Genomic DNA, 23,328 nt, shown 5'->3' on the forward strand with positions numbered 1-23,328 from the left:
CGCTCATTCGAGAACAGGAGGCAGAACGTGAAAGCACATGAATTGCTGGATCCCGACTTCCAAAGCTTTTTAACCCCCGGCGCACAAGCCTGGACTTTGGAAACGCTGCCCGCGATCAGGGAGCGTGTTCACGCGACGTTCAAATCTCCAGAACAAGCGCGCTGTGAAAGCCTGTGGACCAAGGCCTACGACGGTGGGGATTTGCGCCTGTGTCTTTACCGGCCCGCAGGCGCGGCACCGGACGGTGTTTTTGCGGTGATCCTGTACATCCACGGTGGGGGCTTCGTCCTTGGTTGTCCCGAAATGGCCGATGACTATCTGGCTAACCTCGCCGAAGAACTTCAGACGATCATCGTCGCTGTCGATTACCGTCTCGCGCCTGAACACCCCTTCCCCATTCCTCTCGAGGACTGCTACACCGCCCTCGCCTGGGTTTGCGCCCACCAGCAATTGCTGAATATCGACGCCGACAAAGTAATCGTCATGGGCCACAGTGCCGGCGCCGGGCTGGCAGCAGCGCTGGCGATTGCGGCGCGGGATCGCGGCGAATACTCCATCGCCAGCCAGGTGCTGGTTTATCCGATGCTCGATTACCGTTCGGGCAGCGCAGCCTCGCCTCACCAAAACAGCACGACCGGCGTGATTGGCTGGCCGGCGCAAGCCAACCAATTCTGCTGGCGGTGCCTGCGCGCTGACCACGCGCTGGATGATCAGCAAATCGGCTGGTTCTCCCCGGCCCTGCAGGATGATCTGCGTGACTTGCCACCGACGTTTCTGGCCGTCGGGGCGTTGGATCTGTTTCTTGAAGAGGACGTCGCGTTTGCCCTGCACCTGTCGCGCGCCGGGGTTGCCGTCGAGCTGCACGTCTACCCCGGGGCGCCACATATGTTTGATCAGTATCCCGGCGGTGTTACCGAGCAATCTGCGCTGGATATCGTCCGATCACTTCGACGAACGATAGCTAGCGCATTAAATGCCAGGCGACGGCAAGAAGAGCTGAGACGGTAAAACCGGATTTCTTATACAAAGCCTTCCTCTGCTTTTACGCTTATTGATTAATACCTTCGCAGACAGGCAAATGCGGAGGGTGGCTCAAGCTTTGAGAAATTCAATATCGCTTAGCCATCACCCTCTTCGGGTCCGCCCGCACTTTTTCCACCGCCACTTTTGATAATGTCGAAAACGACACATTTTGTTGCACCCAAAAATCGCTTGGATCCAACATCCCGACAAACGGTAGCGTGTGAAATAAAGCTATTTTTCAGATAGATAAGCGTGGGCAAATTGCCAATCCCGACGCTCGCCAAAAATCAGGCAGCTCCATCCGACACTCCCTATCTATGGTTTTAAAACCACACGTGGACGTCCGCCCACCCATTTACAGGGAGTAGTAATGGACAACATCGTCATTGCCGACAAAGCCAATTCTCAGCTCACTGCCCAGAACTGGGGCAATGTTCAGCTCAGTCAGCCTTCAGTTGTACAAATGCCGGTCCGTCCCGACCAACTGGCGTCGACCAGTCGCAGCGGTCAGGATTTGATCGTCAATCTGAAGTCTGGCGAGCAAATCAAAATCTCCAATTTCTTCGTCACCAGCCCTGACGGCGTGCCCAATGACATTGTCTTTCAGGGTGACGACGCGACGCTGTGGCAGGCGCGCTACAGCGCCGAGCCGTTCAACGGCTTTACCTTTGACGAAATCAATTCGCTGGACGAGCTGATCGCTGGCGTCGGTGTGGTGGATGGCGCGACGCCGGCCTGGGCGATTGCCGGGCTTGGCCTGTTGGGCGCGGGGGGCGCAGCGGCCGCTACGGGCAGTGGTGGTGGGGGCGGCGGAGGCGGCGGCGGCGGCGGTGGAGACGCGACGCCTCCCGCGCCTGCGACCGGATTGACCTTGTCGGCCGATGGCCGGGTGCTGAGTGGCTTTGGCGAAGTTGGCAGCGTCGTGCAGGTGCGCGACGCAGCGGGCAATCTCTTGGGCTCCGGACCGGTGGGCGCTGATGGCAGTTTCCAGGTCGATCTGGGTACGCCGCAGAACAATGGCCAGCCGCTCGACGTGACGCTCACCGACCCTGCGGGCAACGTGTCGACACCGGGCTCGATCACCGCGCCGGATACCACCGCGCCTACCGCCCCGGGCAACCTCAGCGTAAGCGCCGATGGCACGCAACTCGGCGGCACCGGTGAAGTCGGCTCGACCATCCAGGTGCGCGCCGCCGATGGCACCCTGCTCGGCAGCGCCGTCGTCGCGGCGGACGGCACTTTCAGCGTCGGCCTCAGCCCTGCGCAAACCGGCGGTCAGCCACTGACGGTGAATGCCACCGATGCGGCAGGCAACACGTCCTCCGGCGCAACGGTCAGCGCGCCGGAGATCGTCGAACCGACGACACCCACCAATCTCGGTTTGAGCAGCGACGGCAGCCAACTGAGCGGCACCGCGCGGGCCGGCACCACGATTGAAGTGCGTGCCGCCAATGGCGAATTGCTCGGGCGCGCGGCGGTGGCCGCTGACGGCACTTTCCTGCTGACGCTGATTCGTGCGCAGGCCAACGGCGAAACATTCAGTGTCGTGGCGGTCAACAGTTCCGGTGCGCAATCGCCGAGCGCAACCTTCAATGCCCCGGACATCACCGGCCCCGGCGCTGCGACAGATGTGGCCGTGAGCAGCGATGGCCTCTCGGTCACCGGCCGTGGCGAGCCCGGCAGCACAGTCAGCGTCACCAATGCCCAGGGCACGCTGCTCGGCACGGCTTTGGTCGCCGCCGACGGCTCGTTCACCGTGCAACTCAACGCCGCGCAAATCGATGGTCAGGTGCTGAGCGTGCAGGTCACTGACGCCGCCGGCAACCCTTCGCCAGCAGCGACCGTTATCGCCATCGATCTCGATGGTCTGACTCAACCCAGCGACATCGCGGTAAGCGTCGACGGCACACAGTTGAGCGGACGCGGCCAGCCCGGTTCGACCGTGACGGTGCGCGACGCCAACGGCAATGTGCTCGGTTCAGCCGTGGTGGCGGCGGACGGCACGTTCAGCCTGCAACTGAGCAGTCCGCAGAACAATGGCGAAACGCTGCAGATCAGCGCCAGTGACGCCGCTGGCAACACCTCTGCGCCGCTGAGCTACGTCACGCCGGACACCCAGGGACCGGCAGCGGTATCCGACCTCGTCCTCGATGGTCAGGGTCAGACGCTGACCGGCAAAGGTGAGTTGGGTGCGTCGATCACTGTGCGCGATCCGGCGGGCAACATCATCGGCACCGGCACGGTGGGTGCCGATGGCAATTTCACCGTCCCCCTTTCAACACCACAGACCGATGCACAACAGTTGCAAGTGATCCAGACCGACGCAGACGGCAATCCTTCGGCCCCGGTCAACGTGGTCGCACCCGATCTGACCACACCGGTAGCCGTAACCGATGTGAGCATTTCCGCCAATGGCGCCGTGGTCTCTGGCGCGGGTCAGGCCGGCGCGACCGTGACCGTGACTGACGCCGGTGGTGCGGTGTTGGGCACCGCCGTCGTCGGCAGCAACGGCCGTTTCGAAGTCACCCTGTCGTCGCCACAGACCAATGGCCAGAACCTTAGCGTTGTGCAGACCGATGGCTCGCCCTCAGGCTCCCCGGCAGTTCCGGTTGAAGCACCGGATATCCAGGCCCCCACTGCCCCTTCGGATCTGGCGCTGAATGCAGGCGGCACTGAACTGAGCGGCACAGGCGAACCCGGTGCCACGGTGTCGGTCAAGGATGCGGCCGGTAACACGCTGGGCACCGCGATCGTCGACGGCAGCGGTGCATTTACGGTGACGCTGAACAGCCCTCAACTCAACGGCCAGCAACTGCAAGTCAGCCAATCGGATGGCGTGAACGTTTCCCCCAGTACACCACTGACAGCAACGGACACCACCGCGCCGCTAGCCCCGGACAATGTCGTGCTCGCCAGCAACGGCGTGACGTTGACCGGTACCGGGCAAGCCGGCAGCACCGTAACCGTCAGCGCACCGGACGGCACGGTGCTCGGCACTGCGGTGGTCGCCAGCGACGGCAGTTTCAGCGTTAACCTGAATCCTGCTCAGCTCGACGGTCAGGTACTGAGCGTGATCCAGACCGATGCGAGTGCCCTGCCCTCGCCGGTCACGCCGGTCACCGCACCGGACATCACCGCCCCACCGGCACCGAGCGGTGTGCTCATCGATCCGGCGGGTGCCACGGTCACCGGCACCACGCAGCCCAATAACACGGTGCAGGTGCTGGATGCCGACGGCAACGTCATCGGCACCGCAACCGCTGACGGCACGGGCGCCTTCACGGTCAACCTCGATACTGCACAGATCAATGGCGAAGCCTTGCAAGTCGTGGCGTCGGACGGCACCAACAGTTCGCTTCCCGGCAATGTCACCGCGCCTGACAGCACGCCACCGGCGCCAGTCAGCGATCTCGCGCTCAACCCCGCCGGTACGCAAGTGTCGGGACTTGCTGAACCGGGCACGACGGTCACCGTCAGCATCGCTGGCGGCGGTCTCGTGCTGGGTACCGCAACGGCGGATGAGGACGGCCGCTTCGTCGTTACCCTGAATCCTGCGGCCGAGCCTGGCGGCAATCTGGAAGTGATCAGCACGGATGGCGGCGGCAATGATTCGCCCGTTGTGCCGCTGGCGGGTCTGGACGGTACGCAAGTTGCGACCCCGACCGATCTGGCCTTGAGTGCCGACGGTTTCACCCTGACCGGCGCCGGAACGCCCGGTTGCACCGTGACCGTGACCAGCAGCAGCGGCACGGTGCTCGGCTCAGGTCTGATCAACAGCTTCGGCCGGTTCACCCTGTTGCTCAGCAGCAAACAGATCAATGCGCAAGTCCTCCAGGTGACGGCCACCAGTCCCGACGGTGACGTCTCGATTCCAGGCACGGTGACGGCGGTCGATGGCACGGCGCCGGACGCGGTGACCGATCTGGCGCTGAATACCAACGGCACGACACTCACTGGACGCGGTGAGGCCGGAGCGACGGTCAGTGTCACCGACGCCACAGGCACCGTGCTCGGTATTGCACTGGTCGCCAGCAACGGCACGTTCAGCCTGACGCTGACGCCGGCGCAGCTCAATGGCCAGGCGCTTACCGCGATCCAGAGCGACGCCGCCGGCAACCTGTCGCAACCCGCCGGCATCATTGCCACCGATCTGCAACCGCCAGCCGCAGCGACTGGCGTTACGATCAATGACGTCGGCACCGTGGTCAAAGGCCAGGGCGAAGCCGGCAGCACCGTAACCGTGCGGGATGCCGCCGGTAACGTGTTGGCCACCGGCGTAGTCGATCAAAGCGGTAACTTCCAGGTCACCTTGCCCAACGCGCAGAACACCGGCGAAACCCTGCAGGTCACCCTGACCGACGCCAACGGCAACGCCTCGATTTCCACTGGCGTGATCACCGTCGACGGCACCCCGCCGGCCGCCGTGCAGAATCCACTGATCAGTGCCGATGGCAGCACCCTCAGCGGCACGGGTGAGGCTGGCGCAACCGTCAATGTCACCACCGCCAACGGCACCCTGCTGGGCAGCGCCGTAGTTGGCGCGGACGGCTCGTTCAGCGTGACCCTGGCGCCAGCGCCGACCAATGGTGAAGCGCTCGCGATCAGCCAGACCGACCCTGCCGGCAATGTTTCACCGTCGGCCAGTGTCAACGCACCCGATATCAGCCCGCCGGCAGCACTGACCCAAGTCGCGGTGAATGCTGACGGTGTCACCGTCACTGGTCATGGCGAACCGGGCGCCACCGTTTCCGTGCGCAGCGCCGACGGCACGTTGCTTGGCACGGCGCAGGTCGGCAGTGGCGGCGCGTTCACGGTCACCCTCAACGCAGCACAACTGAATGCCGAAGTGCTGACCGTCACTCAGGAGGATCCGCCGGGCAACGTTTCGACGGCGGTTGAAGTCACCGCCGTGGATTTGACCGCGCCGGCGATTCCGAGCGCATTGACCCTGAACGCGGCTGGCGTGCAACTGGCCGGTAACGCCGAGGCCGGCAGCACAGTGACCGTGCGCGACAGCCAGGGCAATATCCTCGGCACTACCACAGCGGCCGCAAACGGCACTTTCCAAATCACCCTCAACAGCCCGCAAACCAACGGCCAGGCACTCAACGTGACAGCCACCGACGCGGCGGGCAATCCGTCTGCACCGGCTATCGTCAATGCCCTCGACAGCACCGCGCCGTTGGCGGCCAGCGATCTGGCAGTCAGCGCCAACGGTGCAACCCTGACCGGTATCGGTGAGGCTGGCGCCAGCGTGGAAGTGCGTGATGCCGGTGGTGTTTTGCTGGGTACCGCCACCGTTGCCAGCAACGGCAATTTCAGCGTCACGTTGTCCCCGGCGGCGGTGGCTGGAGCGAATCTTTCCGTAGTGCAGATCGATGCTGCCGGCAATACCGGGCCGGCAGGTCCGGTGACCGCGCCGGGCAATCTTGCGGAAAGCGCACCGACCAATCTGGCCCTCAGCGCTGACGGGCTGACCCTGACCGGCTCGGCCACCGCCGGCAGCACCGTGAGTATTCGCAATGCGTCGGGTGTGTTGCTCGGCAGTGCGCTGGTGGCGGCCAATGGCACTTTCAGCGTCACGCTAAATGCCGCACAACTCAACGGCGAACAGCTGTCTGCCGTGGCGACGTCGAGCACCGGCATCAATTCCTCCCCGACCGATTACACCGCAGCCGATGTCGCCGCGCCAACGCCGCTCAGCGAACTGAGCCTGGCGCCGAACGGCACGGCCCTGACCGGGCGCGGTGAAGCCGGCGCCACGGTGACCGTGCTCGGCACGGGCGAAGTGGTTCTCGGCAGCGCCGTGGTGGCGGCCAACGGCACGTTCAGCGTCTCCCTCAGCCCGGCCCAGACCTCGGGCCAGACCCTGAGCCTGAGCCAGGCCGACACCGCCGGCAACGAATCCAACAGCGTCAACCTGATCGCGCCGGACCTGCTCGCGCCCAATGCGCCGGCGGCGCTGGTGGCAAGCGCTGACGGCACTTTGCTGTCGGGTACCGGTGAGGCCGGCACCACGGTCAACGTGTACAACGCCGCCGGAGCGCTGGTCGGGACCGGTACCGTGAGCATCGACGGCACATTTGCAATCACCCTGACCACGCCGCAAGCCAACGGCCAGGCGCTGACCGTGTCGCTGACGGATGCGGCGGGCAACACCTCGGCAGCCACGCCGTTCACTTCGGTCGACAGCACACCGCCAGCGGCCGTTTCGCAACTGAGCATCGGCGGCGACGGCGGCAGCTTGACCGGGCGCGGCGAACCCGGCGCGCAAGTCCGGGTCATCGACAGTGACGGCAACGTGCTCGGCACCGCCGTGGTCAGCGCGACCGGTACCTTCACCCTGCCACTGAACCCGGCGTTGACCAATGCCGAAGTGATCACCGTCGTGCAGGCCGACGCGGCGGGCAACGACTCGCCTGCGGTGAGCCTGACGACACCGGACTTCACCCCGCCGGATCCACTGGACAACGTCGATATCAACTCGTCCGGCGCGTTGGTCATCGGTACTGGCGAACCCGGCGCGACCGTCACCGTGCGCGATGCCAACGGCACCTTGCTCGGCACCAGCGTGGTACTCGGCGACGGCACCTTCAGCGTCACCTTGAATCCGCCGCAGATCAACGAACAGATCCTCAGCGTGCAGCAGGCCGATCCACCCGGCAACGTCAGCGCCCCGGTGTCGGTTACCGCACCGGATCTGACCCCGCCAGAGACACCGGCCGATCTGCAACTGAATGCCGATGGCGACACGCTCACTGGTACCGGCGAGGTCGGCGCCATTGTCCGCGTGACATCGGCCGATGGCACCGAACTGGGCACCGGTACGGTGGGCAGCGATGGGCGTTTCCAGATCACCGTGACCCCGGCGCAGACCGATGGCCAAGCGCTGTTCGTGGTATTGGCGGATGCGGCCGGCAATGCCTCGCCTGCCGGCACCCTGACCGCGCCTGACAGCACGCCTCCTGCCGCGCTGACCGATGTCGATATCGACGCCAGCGGCAGCCTGATTACTGGTTCCGGCGCGGCTGGCTCGCAAGTGATCGTCACCAACGCGGTGGGCACCATCGTCGGCACCGGCACCGTCGCGGCCGATGGCAGCTTCAGCGTGACTCTGGATCAACCGCTGCTCAACGGTGAAGCCTTGTCGGTGATCCAGCGCGATGCGGCGGGCAATCCCTCGCCTATCGTGCCGGTCACTGCACCGGACACCACCGTGCCTGTCGCGCCTGCCAGTCTTGCCCTCACGCCCGATGGCGTGACGCTGACGGGTACCGGTGAAGCCGGCGCCACGGTGCGCGTGCTGAGCGCGACTGGCACGGTACTGGGCTCGGCAATCGTGGCCGCCAATGGCTCGTTCAGCGTGACTCTCGACCCGCCGCAAGTGAACGGCGAGCTGTTGAGCGTCAATCAGACCGATCTGGCGTCGAACACTTCGCCAGCCGCGCCCCTACAGGCAGGCGACAGCACTGATCCGCTGGTAGTGGCCGACCTCAATGTCAGCCAGGACGGCTTGACCGTGACGGGTACCGGTGAGCCCGGGGCGATCGTCACCGTGCGTGACGGCACGGTGGTGCTCGGCACAGCGACCGTGGCCGCAGACGGCAGTTTCAGCGTGACGTTGTCGGCTGCGCAACTCGATGGTCGCGCACTTTCGGTCGTACAGGCCGACGCACAAAACAACGAGTCCGAGCCCGTACTGGTCGACGCACCGGACAGCACTGCACCGATCGCACCGACAGTCACATCGCTGACCGGCGCCGGCACCCTGCTCGCCGGTACCGCCGAAGCCGGCAGCACCGTGACTGTGCTGTCCGCCACCGGCACCGTGCTCGGCACAGCGGTGGCACTGGGCGACGGCACCTACACCGTTACGCTGAATCCAGCCCAGGCCAACGGTGAGTTGTTGTCGGTGATAGCGACGGACGAGGCGCAAAACTCATCGCCGACATTCCTCTTCCCGGCACCTGATATCACTCCTCCCGATGCCGTTACCGGCCTGACCATCAGCGGTGATCTGACCCAGCTCGCCGGTCGCGGCGAAGCCGGCGCGAGTGTCGAAGTGACCGATGCGCTGGGCGATGTTGTCGGCACCGGCACGGTCGCGGCCAACGGCACATTCCTGATCGATCTGGACCCGGGCATCACCGCCGGCCAAGTGCTGACCGTGAAGCAAACAGATGTCGCGACCAACGTGTCTGCAGAAGCCGACCTGACTGTTCCGGCAGTGCCAGCCCCGGCTGCGCCGGACAATCTTGTGCTGACAGCCGACGGCGTGACGCTGACCGGCACAGCGGCGATCGGCACCACCATCAATGTTTATGGGCCTGACAACAGTCTGATCGGCACCGGCGTCACCGGCGGGGATGGCACGTTCAGCGTGGTGCTGACGCCCGCGCAAACCAACGGCCAAAGCCTCGAAGTCACCGCCAACACTGCGTTGGGTGGCGCCTCGCTGCCGACTGAAATCACCACAGGTGACACCTCGGCGCCGGCGCCACTCAGTGATCTGGCGGTCAATGCCAGCGGCACAGTCGTTACCGGTCGCGGCGAAGTCGGCGCGTCGGTGACCATCACCGGCGCGGGCGGCGTGGTGCTGGGCAATGCGACGGTCGGCGCCAATGGCACCTTCAGCGCGCAACTCAATGCACCGCAGGTCAATGGTCAGGTGCTCAATGCGACTCAGACCGATGCGTCCAACAACACCTCATCCGGCCTTAACGTAACCGCGCCCGACATCACCCCTCCGGCGGCTCCGACGGCGCTGGTCCTCAGCGGCGCCGGTCTGGTGCTCGGCGGGCTCGGTGAAGCCGGCGCCATCGTCACCGTGCGCGGTGCGGGTGGCACGGTGTTGGGCACTGCGACGGTGGCGGGCAATGGCTCGTTCTCGGTGACCTTGTCATCGGCGCAACTCAACGGCGAGCAGCTGAGCGTCACGCAGAGTGATGCGGCGGGCAACGTTTCGCCGGTTACCAACCTAAGCGTTGCCGATACCACAGCGCCGGCGCCGCTGAGCAATGTGAGCCTGAACGGCACCGGCCTGGCCGTCAGCGGCACGGGTGAAGCCGGCGCGACCGTCAGCGTGACCAACGCAGCCGGTACCGTCCTCGGCACCGCCGTGGTCAATGCTGGCGGCACCTTTACCGTGCAACTGTCCAGCGCGCAACTGAACGGCCAACAGCTCAACGTGCAACAGGCCGACCCGACGGGCAATCTGTCGGCGGTATTCAACCTGACGGCCCCTGACGTACAGGCGCCGATCGCGGCCAGCGGTTTGACGCTTGCTGCCAACGGTCTGACCTTGAGCGGTACAGGTGAAGCCGGTGCCACGGTTAATGTCTACGGCCCCGGCGGCGCGCTGCTCGGCACCACCACGGTGGGCAGTGGCGGCACGTTCAGCTTCAACCTGAACACCGCGCAATTGGACGGGCAGCTGTTGACCGTGCGTCTGGTCGACCCGGCCGGCAACCTGTCGCCCAATGCCAGCGTGACGGCGCCGGACAGCACCGCCCCCGGCGTGCCCACCGGCGTCAGCGTCAATGGCAGCGGCACCGTGCTCACTGGCGTCGGTGTGCCCGGCTCAACCATCAGCGTGCGTGGCGCCGGCGGTGTGGTGCTTGGCACCGCGACCGTCGCCGCCAACGGCAGCTTCTCCGTGGTACTGGCCTCGGCGCAGATCAACAGCCAAGTGCTCAGCGTCACCCAGGCCGATCCGAGCGGCAACGTATCGGCAGCGGCGACCGCGACGGCGCCAGACCTGACACCGCCCGCTGCCGCCACGGCGCTGCTGGTCGGCGCCGACGGCCTGACCGTCACCGGTACCGGCGAAGTCGGCGCAACCGTCACCATCAAGTCGGCCAGCGGCGCCGTTCTCGGAACCGGCACGGTCAACAACCTCGGCGTGTTTACCGTCACCCTGAGCAGTGCGCAGATCAACGGCGAAAAACTCACCATCAACCTCAGCGATGCACGCGGCAACGTCTCGCTCGCCGCCAACGTCATCGCGCCGGACGTCGACGTCAATGCGCCCGTGGTCGCCAGCGATAACCTCGCCGTCGGCACCGTCACCCTGGCCCCGGTCACCGCGTCGCAGACCTTCAACGACTCGTTCACCACGCTGCTGGCCGGATTCTCGAAAACCTTCACCTTCACCGTGGCCGGCGGTACGCGTCTTGATCCGACCCTGACGCTGACCACCAGCAGCCTGATTTCGCTGATCGATGGCGTGGTCTACACCCTGCAAGTCAAGGATGCCAGCGGCAACTGGGTGACTCTGGATGTCAACGGCAGCGGCGGCCTGCTTGACCTGATTGCCTTGGCCGGCCAAGGCGTGCGAGTCGATATCGGTAACCTGCTGTCAGGCGATTATCGACTGACGGTTTCGAGCACCGGCATCGGCGTGCTGACCACGGTCAATACCCAGCTGCAACTGGACGTCAGCAGCCTGACCCAGTTCAACGGCATTGCCGGGCCAGCGGTGACCGGCAACGTCATCACCAACGTCGGCGTCGATGGCACGGCCGATCAGACCGGCCCGGACAACGGCGCGCAGTTGCAGATCTTCAAGAACGGCGCCTGGGTCAGCGCCGGTGCCGGCACCACGGTGCAAGGGTTGTACGGCACGCTGACCATCGACGCCAACGGCAACTACAGCTACAAACCGAACGGCAGTGTTGGCAGTGTCGGCAAAGTCGACGTGTTCAACTATCAACTGGTGCACCCGAACGGCTTGAGCGACACCGCCAATCTGTACGTGCGCATCGACAGCCCGCAAGCCAGCGAAGTGTGGAATGACGCCAACCTTGGCAGCCCGGCACTGGTGGTGGATGCCACAGCGGACATCGCCTCGACTGACGTCACCCTGATCAACCGCGAAGTCACCACCAACTCCGCCCTCGGCACGTTCAATGTGCTGCTGGGCGGCGGCAGTGGTAACTACAACACGGTGGTCGCGGCGGACACCGTCAGTGATCTGACCGTGGTGGTCAATTCGAGCAACCTGTTGGCGCTGCTCGGTTCGATGACGGTGGGCCTGTACAAACTCAACACGGCGACCAACCAGTACGTGCTGGTGAAAAGCTACGGCGGCAATGCCCTGCTCAATCTCGGCGGCGGCAACTACGGGATCAAGTTCGACGACCAGACCGCTGGCAGTTATCAAGTGCGGGTGGCAGTGGGCGGCCTCGGCCTGCTGACCAGCGTCAACACCAGCCTGATCAACGTCGCGACCTACAACAATCAGTTCGTGGTCGGCAGCTACACGCCAGTATCAGGCAATCTGCTCACCGACACCGCTGGTGGCGGCGCCGATGTGTTGGGCTCGGTCTATACCTTGCTCAGCGTGCTGGTCGCCGGCAGTTACGTGGCGCCGGGTTACAACGGCGTGTCGCTGGTCGGCAACTACGGGACATTGGTGGTTCAGGCCAACGGCAACTACACCTACACGCTCAAGGCCGGGCTGACCGATGCGGTGATCGGCCAGGAAGACACCTTTACCTATCAGCTCACCCACCCCAACGGCACGGTCGATTCCGCGACACTGACCATCGACCTGAACAAGGCCGGCGCTTTTGCTACCACGGCATTCTCGGCACTGGCCAGCGATGACCTCGGTCTGGCCCATGCCACTGGCAGCGAGTTGATCCAGGGCACCGAGGGCAACGACACCCTCGACGGCTCGCACGGTGGCGCCGTGACCCTGCAAGGTGGCGGTGGCGACGACACGCTGATCATCGCCGATCAGCAGTTCACCTCGGTGGACGGCGGCAGCGGCACCGACACCCTGCTCTGGGCCGGTGGCGACGTATCGATCAACCTCGGCGATCTGCAGAGCAAAATCCACAACGTCGAGATCCTCGACCTCAACCATTCCAGTGCGGTTGCGCTGACACTGAATCTCAGCGATCTGCTGGCGATTACCTCTTCGGACAACAACACCCTGCTGATCAAGGGTGACGAAAAGGACAGCGTGCACATGACCGGTGGCTGGGTCGCTGATGGCACGCAACAGGCCGACGGCATCGACTATGTTCAATACACGGCACAGGAGGATCCGAGCCATCACTTGTGGGTGCAGAACGGCATTCAAGTGGTTTGAAACAAGACATCAAACGTTGGTCTCTCAACAGTAAGGGAAGTCTGTGGAGTCAGTTTTTCGCCAGAAATGGCCGGTGGTCCTGTTGACCATCGGCCTCTACCCCGCTTTCACCGTCGGCGTCCGCGCCGACGACAATCTCGACAGCAGCTTGCGCAGCATCAGCCCGTCGCAACTGCAACAACCGGCAGGCAATGACAACCGTCAGCGCCCTGCCCTTGCTCTGAAAGCGTCCGCCGATGCGGACGCGTTGGGGCTGGAACAAGCGGTCAGGCTGGCCGTGGACTGGCACCCACGGATCGGCGAGGCCATCGGCACCCTGTTCCAGCAAGGCGAAGGGGTCAACGTCGCCGAATCCGGCTATTACCCGCAGGTCACCGGCGGCATCAAGGGTGGCTACACCAGCGGTTACGGCAGCGATGCCGGCAGCCAGTCGGTGAACATTTCCCTCAAGCAGATGCTGTATGACTTCGGCAAGGTTTCCAGTTCCGTCGACGCCGCCCGCGCCCGGGTGGCGCGCAGTCAGGCCGGGATTCTGCTGGCGATCGACGACATTGCCCGCGACACCGCCAGGGCCTACATCGAGGTGCAGCGTTATCAGCGTCTGCTCGAGGTTGCGCGTGAGCAGATTCAGGGCATCGGCGGCATCGTCGACCTGGCCAAACAACGCAGCGACATGGGTGCCAGCACCCGTTCCGATATGGTCCAGGCACAGTCCCGGGCCGAAGGTGCGACGGCCACATTGCAGGAATTCAAGGCGCAATACGCGCGCTGGCAAGCGACGCTGACCAGCCTGCTCGGACGGCGCACGCCGCCGGCAGTCAGCGACGCGCCCGCGCCGACGCTGACTCAGGCCTGTGACGCTTCGCAGATCTCCGACACCCTGCCCGCTGTCCTCCAGGCCGCCGCGCAACGCACGCAGGCCCAGGCCGAACTGGCCCAGGCCAAAGCCGAAGCCTACCCGACCCTGTCGCTGCAACCCTCGGTCAATCAATATCTGGATGACCACTACGACGATCAGAACTCGCGCGCCGACCGCACCCAGGTGGGGATCTTCCTCAACCTCGAAGTGCCGATCTATCAGGGCGGCGCTATCAGTGCGCGCAGCCGCGCGGCCGGCCATGCGCTGACCGCAGCGGACTCGGCCGAAGACTTCGCCCGGCTGCAAGCGCGCCAGGGTCTGGCCGAAGCCCAGGCGCAAACCTCGGGGCTGAACCGGCGGCTGCGCTCGCTGGAATTTCGCCAGACCAGCATCACCGAGGCGCGCATGTTGTATGGCCGCCAGTACCTGGAACTGGGCACGCGGCCGCTGCTGGACTTGCTCAACGCCGAGCAGGAAATCCATCAGTCGCGCTTCGATCTGGTCAACACCCAGGCTGATCTGCAACGCCTGCAGATCGACTGCTTCTACAACAGCGGTGCGATTCGCCGGGTCTTCGGCATCGACCACAGCGCCATCCAGAATGTCGAGATCCTGCCATGACCAATGCCAGCATCACTGCTCCCGAACCCGCCGCTGCCGAGGCTCGCGAAGATTATTCGCCGTGGCTGGAAGCGGTGCTCAAGGTCGCCCGCCACTATCGCCTCGATGTCTCGCCGGAAAGCGTACGCCTGGCTTCGGTGCACAGCGAAGGCCGCGTCGAAGAAGTGGTTCGGCACATGGCGCGTCAGGCCGGTTTGAGCGTCAAGTTCGCGGTGTTCGACAACAAGAGCCTGAGCCGCTGGCGCACGCCGCTGGTGGTGCAACTGCGTGACGGGCAGGTCGGCGTGCTCGAAAGCATTGGCGAGACCGGCGAGCTGGGCATCTGCTTCAGTGGTGATCAAGGTTTGCAGAGTCGCATGGAGGCCGGCGCTCTGACCGAGCAGGCCCTGCGCACGGTGATTCTGCGTCCGACGCAACCGGTGGCCGACGTGCGCACCAACGATTACATCAAGCCCTACGACGAACACTGGTTCCGGCGCATCGTCCTCACCGATCTGCGGCCCTACAGCCAAGTGATGATCGCCTCACTGGTGGCCAACCTGCTGGGCATGGCCGGGGTACTGTTTTCCATGCAGGTGTACGACCGGGTGATTCCGGCCGAGTCGCTGCCGACCCTGTACGTGTTGTTCGGCGGGGTGATGCTGGCGCTGCTGTTCGATTTCGTCATGCGCATTCTGCGTCTGCGCATCACCGACGTGCTGGGCAAGCGCGCCGACTTGCGCGTCTCCGATCTGGTCTTCGGCCATGCCTTGCGTCTGCGCAATTCGGCGCGGCCGAAATCCACCGGTTCGTTCATCTCACAACTGCGCGAGCTGGAGCAGATCCGCGACCTGATCACCTCCAGCACCGCCACGGCACTGGCGGACATGCCGTTTTTCCTGCTGTTCCTGCTGGTGTTCTATTTGATTGGCGGGCCGCTGGTGCTGATCCCGCTAGTGGCGCTGGTGTTCATGTTGCTGCCCGGAATCATCGCGCAACCGCGTCTGGCGCGACTGGCCAATGCGTCGATGCGCGAGGCGGCGCTGCGCAACGCCATGCTGGTGGAAAGTATTCAGGGCCTGGACGACATCAAGGCATTGCAGGCCGAGCAGCGTTTCCAGCAACAGTGGAACCAGTACAACGCCGCCTCGGCGGACAGCAGCCTGCGCCTGCGCACCTTGACCAACAGCCTGGTGGCGTGGACGCAGAACGTACAAGGCGGAGTGTTCGCGGTGGTCATCGTGTTCGGCGCGCCGATGGTGATTGCCGGCGACCTCACCACCGGCAGTCTGGTCGCGGCGTCGATTCTGTCGTCGCGGATGATGGGGCCGATGGCGCAACTGACCCACGTGCTCACCCGATGGCAGCAGGCCAAGGTCGCGCTCGAAGGCTTGAACCGGATCATGCAGATGCCGGTGGATCATCCCGAAGGCAGCCAGCGCGTGCACCTGCCGGCGATTCGCGGCGACTACCGCCTGCGTCAGGCCAGTTTTCGCTACAGCGAGGAAGCGACCCCGGCGCTCAACAACATCGACCTGAGCATTCGCCCCGGCGAGCGCATCGCCCTGCTCGGCCGCAACGGCGCCGGCAAGTCGACGTTGCTGCAAGCACTGGGCGGCGCGATGGATCTGAGCAGTGGTGAAACCACCCTGGACGGCATTGCCCTTGCGCATCTGGATCCGGCCGATCTGCGCCGCGATGTCGGCCTGCTGTCGCAACAGGCGCGACTGTTTCACGGCACCCTGCGCGACAACATCACCCTCGGTGCCGGCCAGGCCAGCGATCAGGAAATCATCGCCGCGCTGACCGTTACCGGTGCCCTGGACTTTGTTCGCCAACTGCCCAAAGGCATGGATCACCTGGTGCTTGAGGGCGGGCTGGGTTTGTCCGGAGGTCAGCGTCAAAGCCTGTTGCTGTCGCGTTTGTTGATCCGCCAGCCGCAAGTGCTGCTGCTCGACGAGCCGACGGCCGCGCTAGATGACGTCACCGAGCGTTTGCTGCTGGAAAAACTCGCGACCTGGACCCAAGGTCGAACGCTGGTGGTCGCCACGCACCGGGTCAGTGTGTTGCAACTGGTCGAGCGGATCATCGTCCTCGACAACGGCCGCATCGTCATTGACGACCATCGCGACGCGGCCCTCGCGCGGTTGCGCGCACCGGGCAAAGGAGTGGCGGTATGAAGCCGATGATGACCGACGTGCCGGACCCGATGTCCTACCTCGACGGCCGCGATGAGCGCGCACTTGCCGGTGGCGCAAAGGTGATCTGGGGTTGCGCGCTGATGCTCGCCTGCTTCATTGCCTGGGCGGCGTGGTTTGAGATCGTCGAGGTCTCGACCGGCACCGGCAAAGTCGTGCCCAGCTCGCGCGAGCAGGTGATTCAGTCGATGGAGGGCGGCATTCTCGAGCAACTCAATGTCAGCGAAGGCGCTATGGTCGAGCGCGGCCAGATCCTCGCGCAACTGGACCCGGTGAAGAACCAGTCCAACGTCGGCGAAAGCGCGGCCAAGTACCGTGCAGCGCTGGCCAGCGTCAATCGCTTGCAGGCCGAGGTCAGCGAAAAGCCCCTGACTTTTGACGCCTCGCTGCAGGAGTTTCCTGACCTGATCCGCGCCGAAACCGAGCTTTACCAAACCCGGCGCAAAGGTCTGGCGGAAACCCTCGACGGTATTCAGAGCTCGCTGAAACTGGTGCGCAGCGAACTGGCGATTACTGAAAACCTGGCGAAGATCGGCGCCTCAAGCCGGGTTGAAGTGCTGCGCCTGACCCGTCAGCGCTCGGAGCTGGAATTGAAAGCCACCGAAGCCCGCTCCGATTACATGGTCCGCGCCCGCGAAGACCTGGCCAAGGCCAACGCCGAGGCGCAGATGCTCGAAGCGGTGATCCGTGGTCGCACCGATTCACTGTCGCGTCTGACCCTGCGCTCGCCGGTGCGCGGCATCGTCAAGGACATCGAGGTCAGCACGATTGGCGGCGTTATTGCGCCCAACGGCCAGGTCATGCAGATCGTGCCGCTCGATGAACAACTGCTGATCGAGACGCGCATCTCACCGCGCGACATCGCTTTCATTCACCCAGGTCAGGCGGCGAAAGTGAAAATCACCGCTTACGACTATTCGATCTACGGCAGCCTCGACGGCGAAGTGGTGACGATCTCGCCGGACACCATCCAGGACGAAGCCAAGCCGGAAATCTTCTACTACCGCGTGTTCATCCGCACCGCTTCGGATGAACTGCGCAACAAGGCCGGCAAACGCTTCGCCATCGTCCCCGGGATGATCGCCACGGTGGACATTCGTACCGGCGAAAAAACCGTGCTGGACTACCTGATCAAACCGCTCAACCGCGCCCGCGAAGCGTTGCGCGAACGCTGATCAGCGGCTGGCCAGTTTGGTCGCTGGCGGCGTCGCTGGAGTGATGCTGGCCTGATAGCGCGACCACTCGCGATTGATCTCCGCGTACGGCAAAAAGATGCTTACGCGCGGTTGATCGAGCAGGTCTTTACGCTTGAGGCGGCTGACGTCGTCACGGGTGAGGAACGCTACGTTGATGCCGACCACTTTGCCATCGGCAGAAAACACCGGCCCGCCGGACATACCTTTGGCCAGTGCGCCATTGTGGGTGCCGTAAAGCACGTTGCCCTCTTTGACGTCGAGGCGAACCATGGCCGGTAAAGCCTGGCCGGTGCCCTTGATCGACATATACAGCGAATTGAAGCCCACCGAAGTCAGCTCTTCGCCCGGCGTATAGCCGCGCCACGCCGGCACGCTATTGGCCTTGTGACGGAAGAACTGCACGTCTGCCTGCCCCTGGAAAACCGTGCCCGACAAGTAAGGAATGTGCTTCACCGTCACGGCAAAATCCTCATTCCATTGCACAGCCGAACCCATCAGCAGGTAAGGCAAAGGCGCACCGGAGTGGACGACAAAGGCTTGGTCTAAAACAGGATCCTGAACAAAAGTGACTGGCATTCCATTGCACCCGCTGAGCAGCAACGACGCTGCAACAAGTGACTTGAGGGGGCGCATTTTCGGTACATCTTGAAGTGAGGAAAGGTGCTGCAATATGTCATTGCGCCATCACTTTTAGCAATAGGCTCAGCCTACCGCTTGTCGGCGAGCGATATAGTGAGTCAATCATTGGATCCAGGATCCGAAATGGAAGCGCTGCGAGCGTCTATTTTGATATCACCTCTAAACGGAACGACCACTGATGTGCAGAGTCATCTGCAACGCACTGCATCAGCGTACAGAGGGACACGATTCGCTGAGATCGTCCTGAGGAGATTCATATGACAGACAAGGCCGACCCAAAAGCCACGCCTACACTCAACCCACCGGTTTTTTATACATCGGGGATCATCCTGCTATTGCTGGTCATCTATGCCAGTGTTTTCCAGGCCAACGCTCAGTTGGTGTTTGCCGAGGTTCAAAGCTGGATCATCACCAATGTCAGCTGGTTCTACATTCTTGCTGTAGCGATCATCCTTGGGACCGTTGTGTTTCTCGGTATCAGCCGATACGGCGATATAAAACTCGGTCCCGACCACAGCAGCCCCGATTACAGCAGCACAACCTGGTTCGCGATGCTGTTCTCGGCCGGTATGGGGATCGGCCTGATGTTCTTTGGCGTGGCTGAACCGGTCATGCATTTTCTCAACCCGCCAGTCGGCGACGGCAACACCGTCGAGGCTGCACGGGAAGCAATGAAGATCACCTTCTTCCATTGGGGCCTGCATGCCTGGGCGATCTACGCCATCGTGGCGATGATCCTTGCCTATTTCAGTTATCGTCACGGGCTGCCGCTCACGCTCAGATCAGCGCTGTACCCGTTGATCGGAGATCGTATCTACGGGCCGATAGGCCATGCCGTCGACATCTTCGCCATCATCGGCACGGTGCTCGGGGTCGCGACGTCCCTGGGCTTCGGTGTTGCGCAAATCAACACAGGTCTCAACGCGTTGTTCGGCGTCCCGATCAACACCACCGTGCAGATCATCTTGATCGTCGTCACAACCGGGCTCGCCACTGTTTCGGTTGTCACCGGTCTGGACAAAGGCGTGCGCCGCCTCTCGGAACTCAATCTCGGATTGGCGGTGCTGCTGTTGTTGATGGTTATCGTCCTCGGGCCTACGGTGCTGATCCTGCAGACTTTCGTGCAGAACACCGGTGGCTATCTCACCGAAATCGTCAGCAGAACGCTAAACCTATATGCCTACCAACCTACCGCCTGGATCGGCGGTTGGACATTGTTCTACTGGGGTTGGTGGCTGGCCTGGTCGCCCTTTGTCGGACTTTTCATCGCACGCATTTCCCGAGGCCGCACCATCCGTGAATTCGTCATGGGTGTGTTGCTCGTTCCCGCAGCTTTCACTCTGTTGTGGATGACCGTGTTCGGTAACACTGCCATTCATATGATTCTCACCGAAGGCATCACTGACCTGGGCGCAGCCATTGATAAGGACACTTCCCTCGCGCTCTTTGCGTTCCTTCAGCATTTCCCGTTTTCCGGCGTGATCTCGCTGGTCGCCGTGGTAATGGTTGTGGTGTTCTTCGTCACCTCGGCAGACTCCGGTGCGATGGTGGTCGACATGCTCGCTTCGGGCGGATCGGCAAACACGCCGGTATGGCAGCGCGTGTTCTGGGCGTCGAGCATGGGCCTGGTTGCCATTGCTCTGCTTCTGGCAGATGGTCTCAAGGCTTTGCAGACCGCGACCATTGCCAGCGCATTGCCCTTCACAATCACCCTGCTTTTCAGCATGCGAGGTCTACTCAAGGCCTTGAAACTCGATGCGACCAAACGCGGACTGCGTTATCAGTCAATGTCGCCCGGCGTCAGCCGCAGCCCGGGGAGCTGGCAACGCAGGTTGCGGACAATGGCCATGTTCCCGCGGCGTTCACATGTGCTTCGCTTCATTACCGAGACGGCGAAACCGGCTTGTCTGTCGGTGGCTGAGGAATGGCGAAAGCAGGGCTACGTGTGCAATGTCGAAGACCTGGAAGACAGCAGTGTCCGACTCAGCGTCGGCGGTGCGGACAATCCGCAGTTCATCTATGAAGTGCGCCCTCACCCCTACGCGATGCCGAGCTTTGTCATGGGTGACACACAGGATGAGGATCGCAAGTACTTCAGGGCCGAAGTGCATTTGCGAGAAGGTGGGCAAGACAAGGACATCATGGGCTGGTCACGCGAAGAGGTGATCGGAGATATCCTCGATCAATACGAGCGGCACATGCAGTTTCTTCATCTGGTGGGCTGAAGCCGACGACGGCAGGCGGCCTGAAGTTTCTAATCCACGCACGTTTCAATCCAGGAAAAATGAGGAGGATTCATGCCACTTCATCCCATTCTGTTCATGGGCGGCTCCGGCGCCATCGGCCACCAGACGGCTCGCGCATTGCGCGCGGCGCATCCCGACGTCCCGTTGCTGATCGGCGGACGCGACCTCGCCAAGGCTGAGCAAACCGCCGAGCAAATCGGTAATGCCCAGGGTGTGGTCATCGATGCTGGCGCAGATGATCTGGGGCTGGGTGATCGCCCGGTCAGCGCCATCGTCCTGTTCTACATGGACCACGCCCTCGCCGGGCTGCGCTTTGCGCAAAAGCGCAAGGTGCCGCACCTGAGCATCTCTTCGGGCGTGTTCGAAATCGCCCCGCAAATCGCCAGTTTCATGCACACGCCTGACGCGTCGCCCATTGTCCTCGGCTACGAATGGATGGTCGGCGCGACCACGGTAGCGACGCTGCACATCGCCAAAGCCTTCGCCCGCGTGCACGACATCCGCATTCATGCACTGGTCGACGAACAGGACGGCGGCGGCCCGACCGTGGCCGTCGATTTTGAACACCTGAACAAGATGCTGCCCGCCGCACTGACCCGCAGAGGCGGCGAATTCATCTGGCGTGAAGGCGACGACGCCAAGGTCAACTTCCGCGCTGTCGACGGCACGCCCCTGCAGGGCGCCGGCTTTTCCTCCATCGACGTCACCGGGCTGGCCGCCGCCACCGACGCCCCGAACGTCGAGTTCAACCTCGCCAGCGGCGTCAGCTCGACCCGGCGTCAGGGTCAGCCGATGTCGACGGAAATACTGATTGAAATCGAAGGCACGGATCACAAGGGATCTGCGTTGCGCACCCGCCACGCCGTGGTTCACCGCGACGGTGCAGCGGCGTTGACCGGGCTCAGCGTGGCCATGTTACTGGAGCGACTGATTGGGCTGGATGGGCAGCCGCCGGTGAGGCCGGGGCTGTATTTTCCGTATCAGTTGCTGGAGGCGCAGGGTTTTTTGCAGCGGTTGGAAAAGGACGGTGGCGAGTTGATTGAGCTGGACGGAGAAGTGAATGGATAAAAAATCGTAGCGACCAGGCTGGTCGCTACTAAAAAAGACAGAAGCCAGGGTCGCTGGCGAGCAACCGAAGCTTCAGTTTTACTTTTCCTGCATCTGCACAGGATCAGAGCTTGCGACCAACCTGAGCGTAGCCCTGCCTTGAGCTCAAGGCAGGGCGCAGAGCGCTGGCAGATATCACTTTTTCTTTTTCGCTGGCTTGTCGGCCTTCTCTGATTTCTTCGCCTTCTCCGGTTTGCTGTCAACTTTCTTGGCGGAATCCTTGGGTTTGGCGTCTTTTTTCTTTTCTTTCTTGTCAGAGGGCTTTTCTTTCTTGCCGGAGGACTTCGATAGCGTCGAAGCCGCATCCGATTTCTTCGCCGATGACGACTTTTTGTCTTTCAATTCTTTACTGGCTTTCGAAGTCTCACCTTTGCTCTTTTTGTCATCTTTAGCCACGTTAACCACCTCTCGGAGTAGTGCCGACATTAGCGCACCGCCAGCGGAATTGCCCACAGGCTCAGTATTAGGCGTGGCTGGTGAAATGCCGTTCAATTTTTCTCAAACGTCGACAATCGCAGGTTGAAAGCTCAAAAGGTGTTGGCGATCTGGAAGCGCCTTGCACTACAAGGCGCATCCTGTTCTTCGTCCCGATTTCGACGAAAGAAATCGCGCATCAGCTCGGCAGTAGCTTGACGCTGCCACAAACCCTGCTCGCGGGTCTGCCAGTCATTCCTTCACCTGTTGCGCCAGTGCGGTGGGATAAATGACTTGCTGGGTGTCCAGGTTGCGAATCTCGGATTCGATGCTGATGGTTGATATCTCACGTCCTGGAGGTCCGCTGATGGAGTTGCTGGAGGAGAAATCCACTACGTAACGCTGACCGGCGCGGAACTCGACATCGCGCGCACCGAAGCCGCATTTGGCACCGCCCGTACCCAGCCCGTTCATCGATACCCAGCACCAGCCCAATGAGTGCTTCCCGGGCGTAAGGCGTAGCGCCTGCTTGCCGGAAACATCGAGAATTGACGCACGACCGGCGCCCGGCAATGGTTGGCCATCCACTTGCGTGGCCAGCAGCAGTCGGTGAAAAGGCACACCGATAGCGCGAAATTGAGTGGTCGCGAAGTACACAAGCGCGGCGTCGGGAGCGTTATTGGAAAGATCATAAGGCGTCATCGATTCCGGCGCCCATTCGCCCTGGTAATCCTTGTAGTGATAGTTGGAGCAGGCGGTGGTGAAAATGGCCGCCAGCAGAACAGCGGTTAGCTTGAGTTGTGAATTGAAAAACGACGAACGCATTGTTCTTCCTTGCTGAGATACCTACGGCCGCTTCGTCAACAGCGGCCGTCTCCGGCGAAAAGTGATATCGCCATGCTATCACTTCAACTATCCCAAAGCCTCTGCGTCCTGTTCTTGTGCGAGA

General features: G+C 62.8%; 10 protein-coding genes. 7 read left to right on the forward strand and 3 right to left on the reverse strand.

Features of this window, described 5'->3' with window-relative positions; all coding sequences use genetic code 11:
• Positions 1-27: 27 nt before the first annotated feature.
• From AC4IHP_RS07975 to AC4IHP_RS07995, 5 genes are all read left to right on the forward strand, one after another.
• Entirely contained in the window at positions 28-1,008 is a 981-nt protein-coding gene (locus AC4IHP_RS07975; RefSeq protein WP_490831387.1) for an alpha/beta hydrolase, read from the forward strand.
• A 385-nt stretch (positions 1,009-1,393) separates the two neighbouring features.
• Positions 1,394-13,120 (forward strand): BapA/Bap/LapF family large adhesin, encoded by an 11,727-nt coding sequence (locus tag AC4IHP_RS07980; protein ID WP_490831388.1) that lies wholly within the window; start codon positions 1,394-1,396, stop codon positions 13,118-13,120.
• A 43-nt stretch (positions 13,121-13,163) separates the two neighbouring features.
• The gene (locus AC4IHP_RS07985) at positions 13,164-14,600 is read left to right on the forward strand and encodes a TolC family outer membrane protein (protein ID WP_490831389.1); all 1,437 of its coding nucleotides are present in this window, start codon (positions 13,164-13,166) and stop codon (positions 14,598-14,600) included.
• Positions 14,597-16,759: a type I secretion system permease/ATPase gene (locus AC4IHP_RS07990; protein WP_490831390.1), complete on the forward strand. Its 2,163-nt coding sequence runs from the start codon at positions 14,597-14,599 to the stop codon at positions 16,757-16,759. The genes AC4IHP_RS07985 and AC4IHP_RS07990 overlap by 4 nt, the downstream gene beginning before the upstream one ends.
• A gap of 5 nt (positions 16,760-16,764) precedes the next feature.
• The gene (locus tag AC4IHP_RS07995) at positions 16,765-17,952 is read left to right on the forward strand and encodes an HlyD family type I secretion periplasmic adaptor subunit (RefSeq protein ID WP_460125323.1); all 1,188 of its coding nucleotides are present in this window, start codon (positions 16,765-16,767) and stop codon (positions 17,950-17,952) included.
• Here the strand turns inward: AC4IHP_RS07995 and AC4IHP_RS08000 are convergent, their stop codons facing one another.
• Positions 17,953-18,549 carry a trypsin-like peptidase domain-containing protein gene (locus AC4IHP_RS08000; protein WP_490831391.1) on the reverse strand — a complete coding sequence of 199 codons (597 nt, stop codon included), beginning with the start codon at positions 18,547-18,549 and terminating at the stop codon, positions 17,953-17,955.
• Between the two features lie 320 nt (positions 18,550-18,869).
• Between AC4IHP_RS08000 and AC4IHP_RS08005 the strand changes: the two genes are divergently transcribed.
• Positions 18,870-20,837 carry a BCCT family transporter gene (locus AC4IHP_RS08005; RefSeq protein ID WP_490831392.1) on the forward strand — a complete coding sequence of 656 codons (1,968 nt, stop codon included), beginning with the start codon at positions 18,870-18,872 and terminating at the stop codon, positions 20,835-20,837.
• Between the two features lie 72 nt (positions 20,838-20,909).
• Positions 20,910-21,926, forward strand: coding sequence for an NAD(P)-dependent oxidoreductase (locus tag AC4IHP_RS08010; RefSeq protein WP_490831393.1), 1,017 nt, complete (start codon positions 20,910-20,912; stop codon positions 21,924-21,926).
• Positions 21,927-22,100: 174 nt separating this feature from the next.
• Here AC4IHP_RS08010 and AC4IHP_RS08015 read toward each other — a convergent pair whose 3' ends face one another.
• Both AC4IHP_RS08015 and AC4IHP_RS08020 read right to left on the reverse strand, forming a co-directional pair.
• Positions 22,101-22,370 carry a hypothetical protein gene (locus tag AC4IHP_RS08015; RefSeq protein ID WP_490831502.1) on the reverse strand — a complete coding sequence of 90 codons (270 nt, stop codon included), beginning with the start codon at positions 22,368-22,370 and terminating at the stop codon, positions 22,101-22,103.
• Positions 22,371-22,631: 261 nt separating this feature from the next.
• Positions 22,632-23,204 (reverse strand): hypothetical protein, encoded by a 573-nt coding sequence (locus tag AC4IHP_RS08020; protein ID WP_490831394.1) that lies wholly within the window; start codon positions 23,202-23,204, stop codon positions 22,632-22,634.
• Between the last annotated feature and the right edge of the window lie 124 nt (positions 23,205-23,328).

The organism is Pseudomonas sp. UF-293, assembly GCF_058245595.1.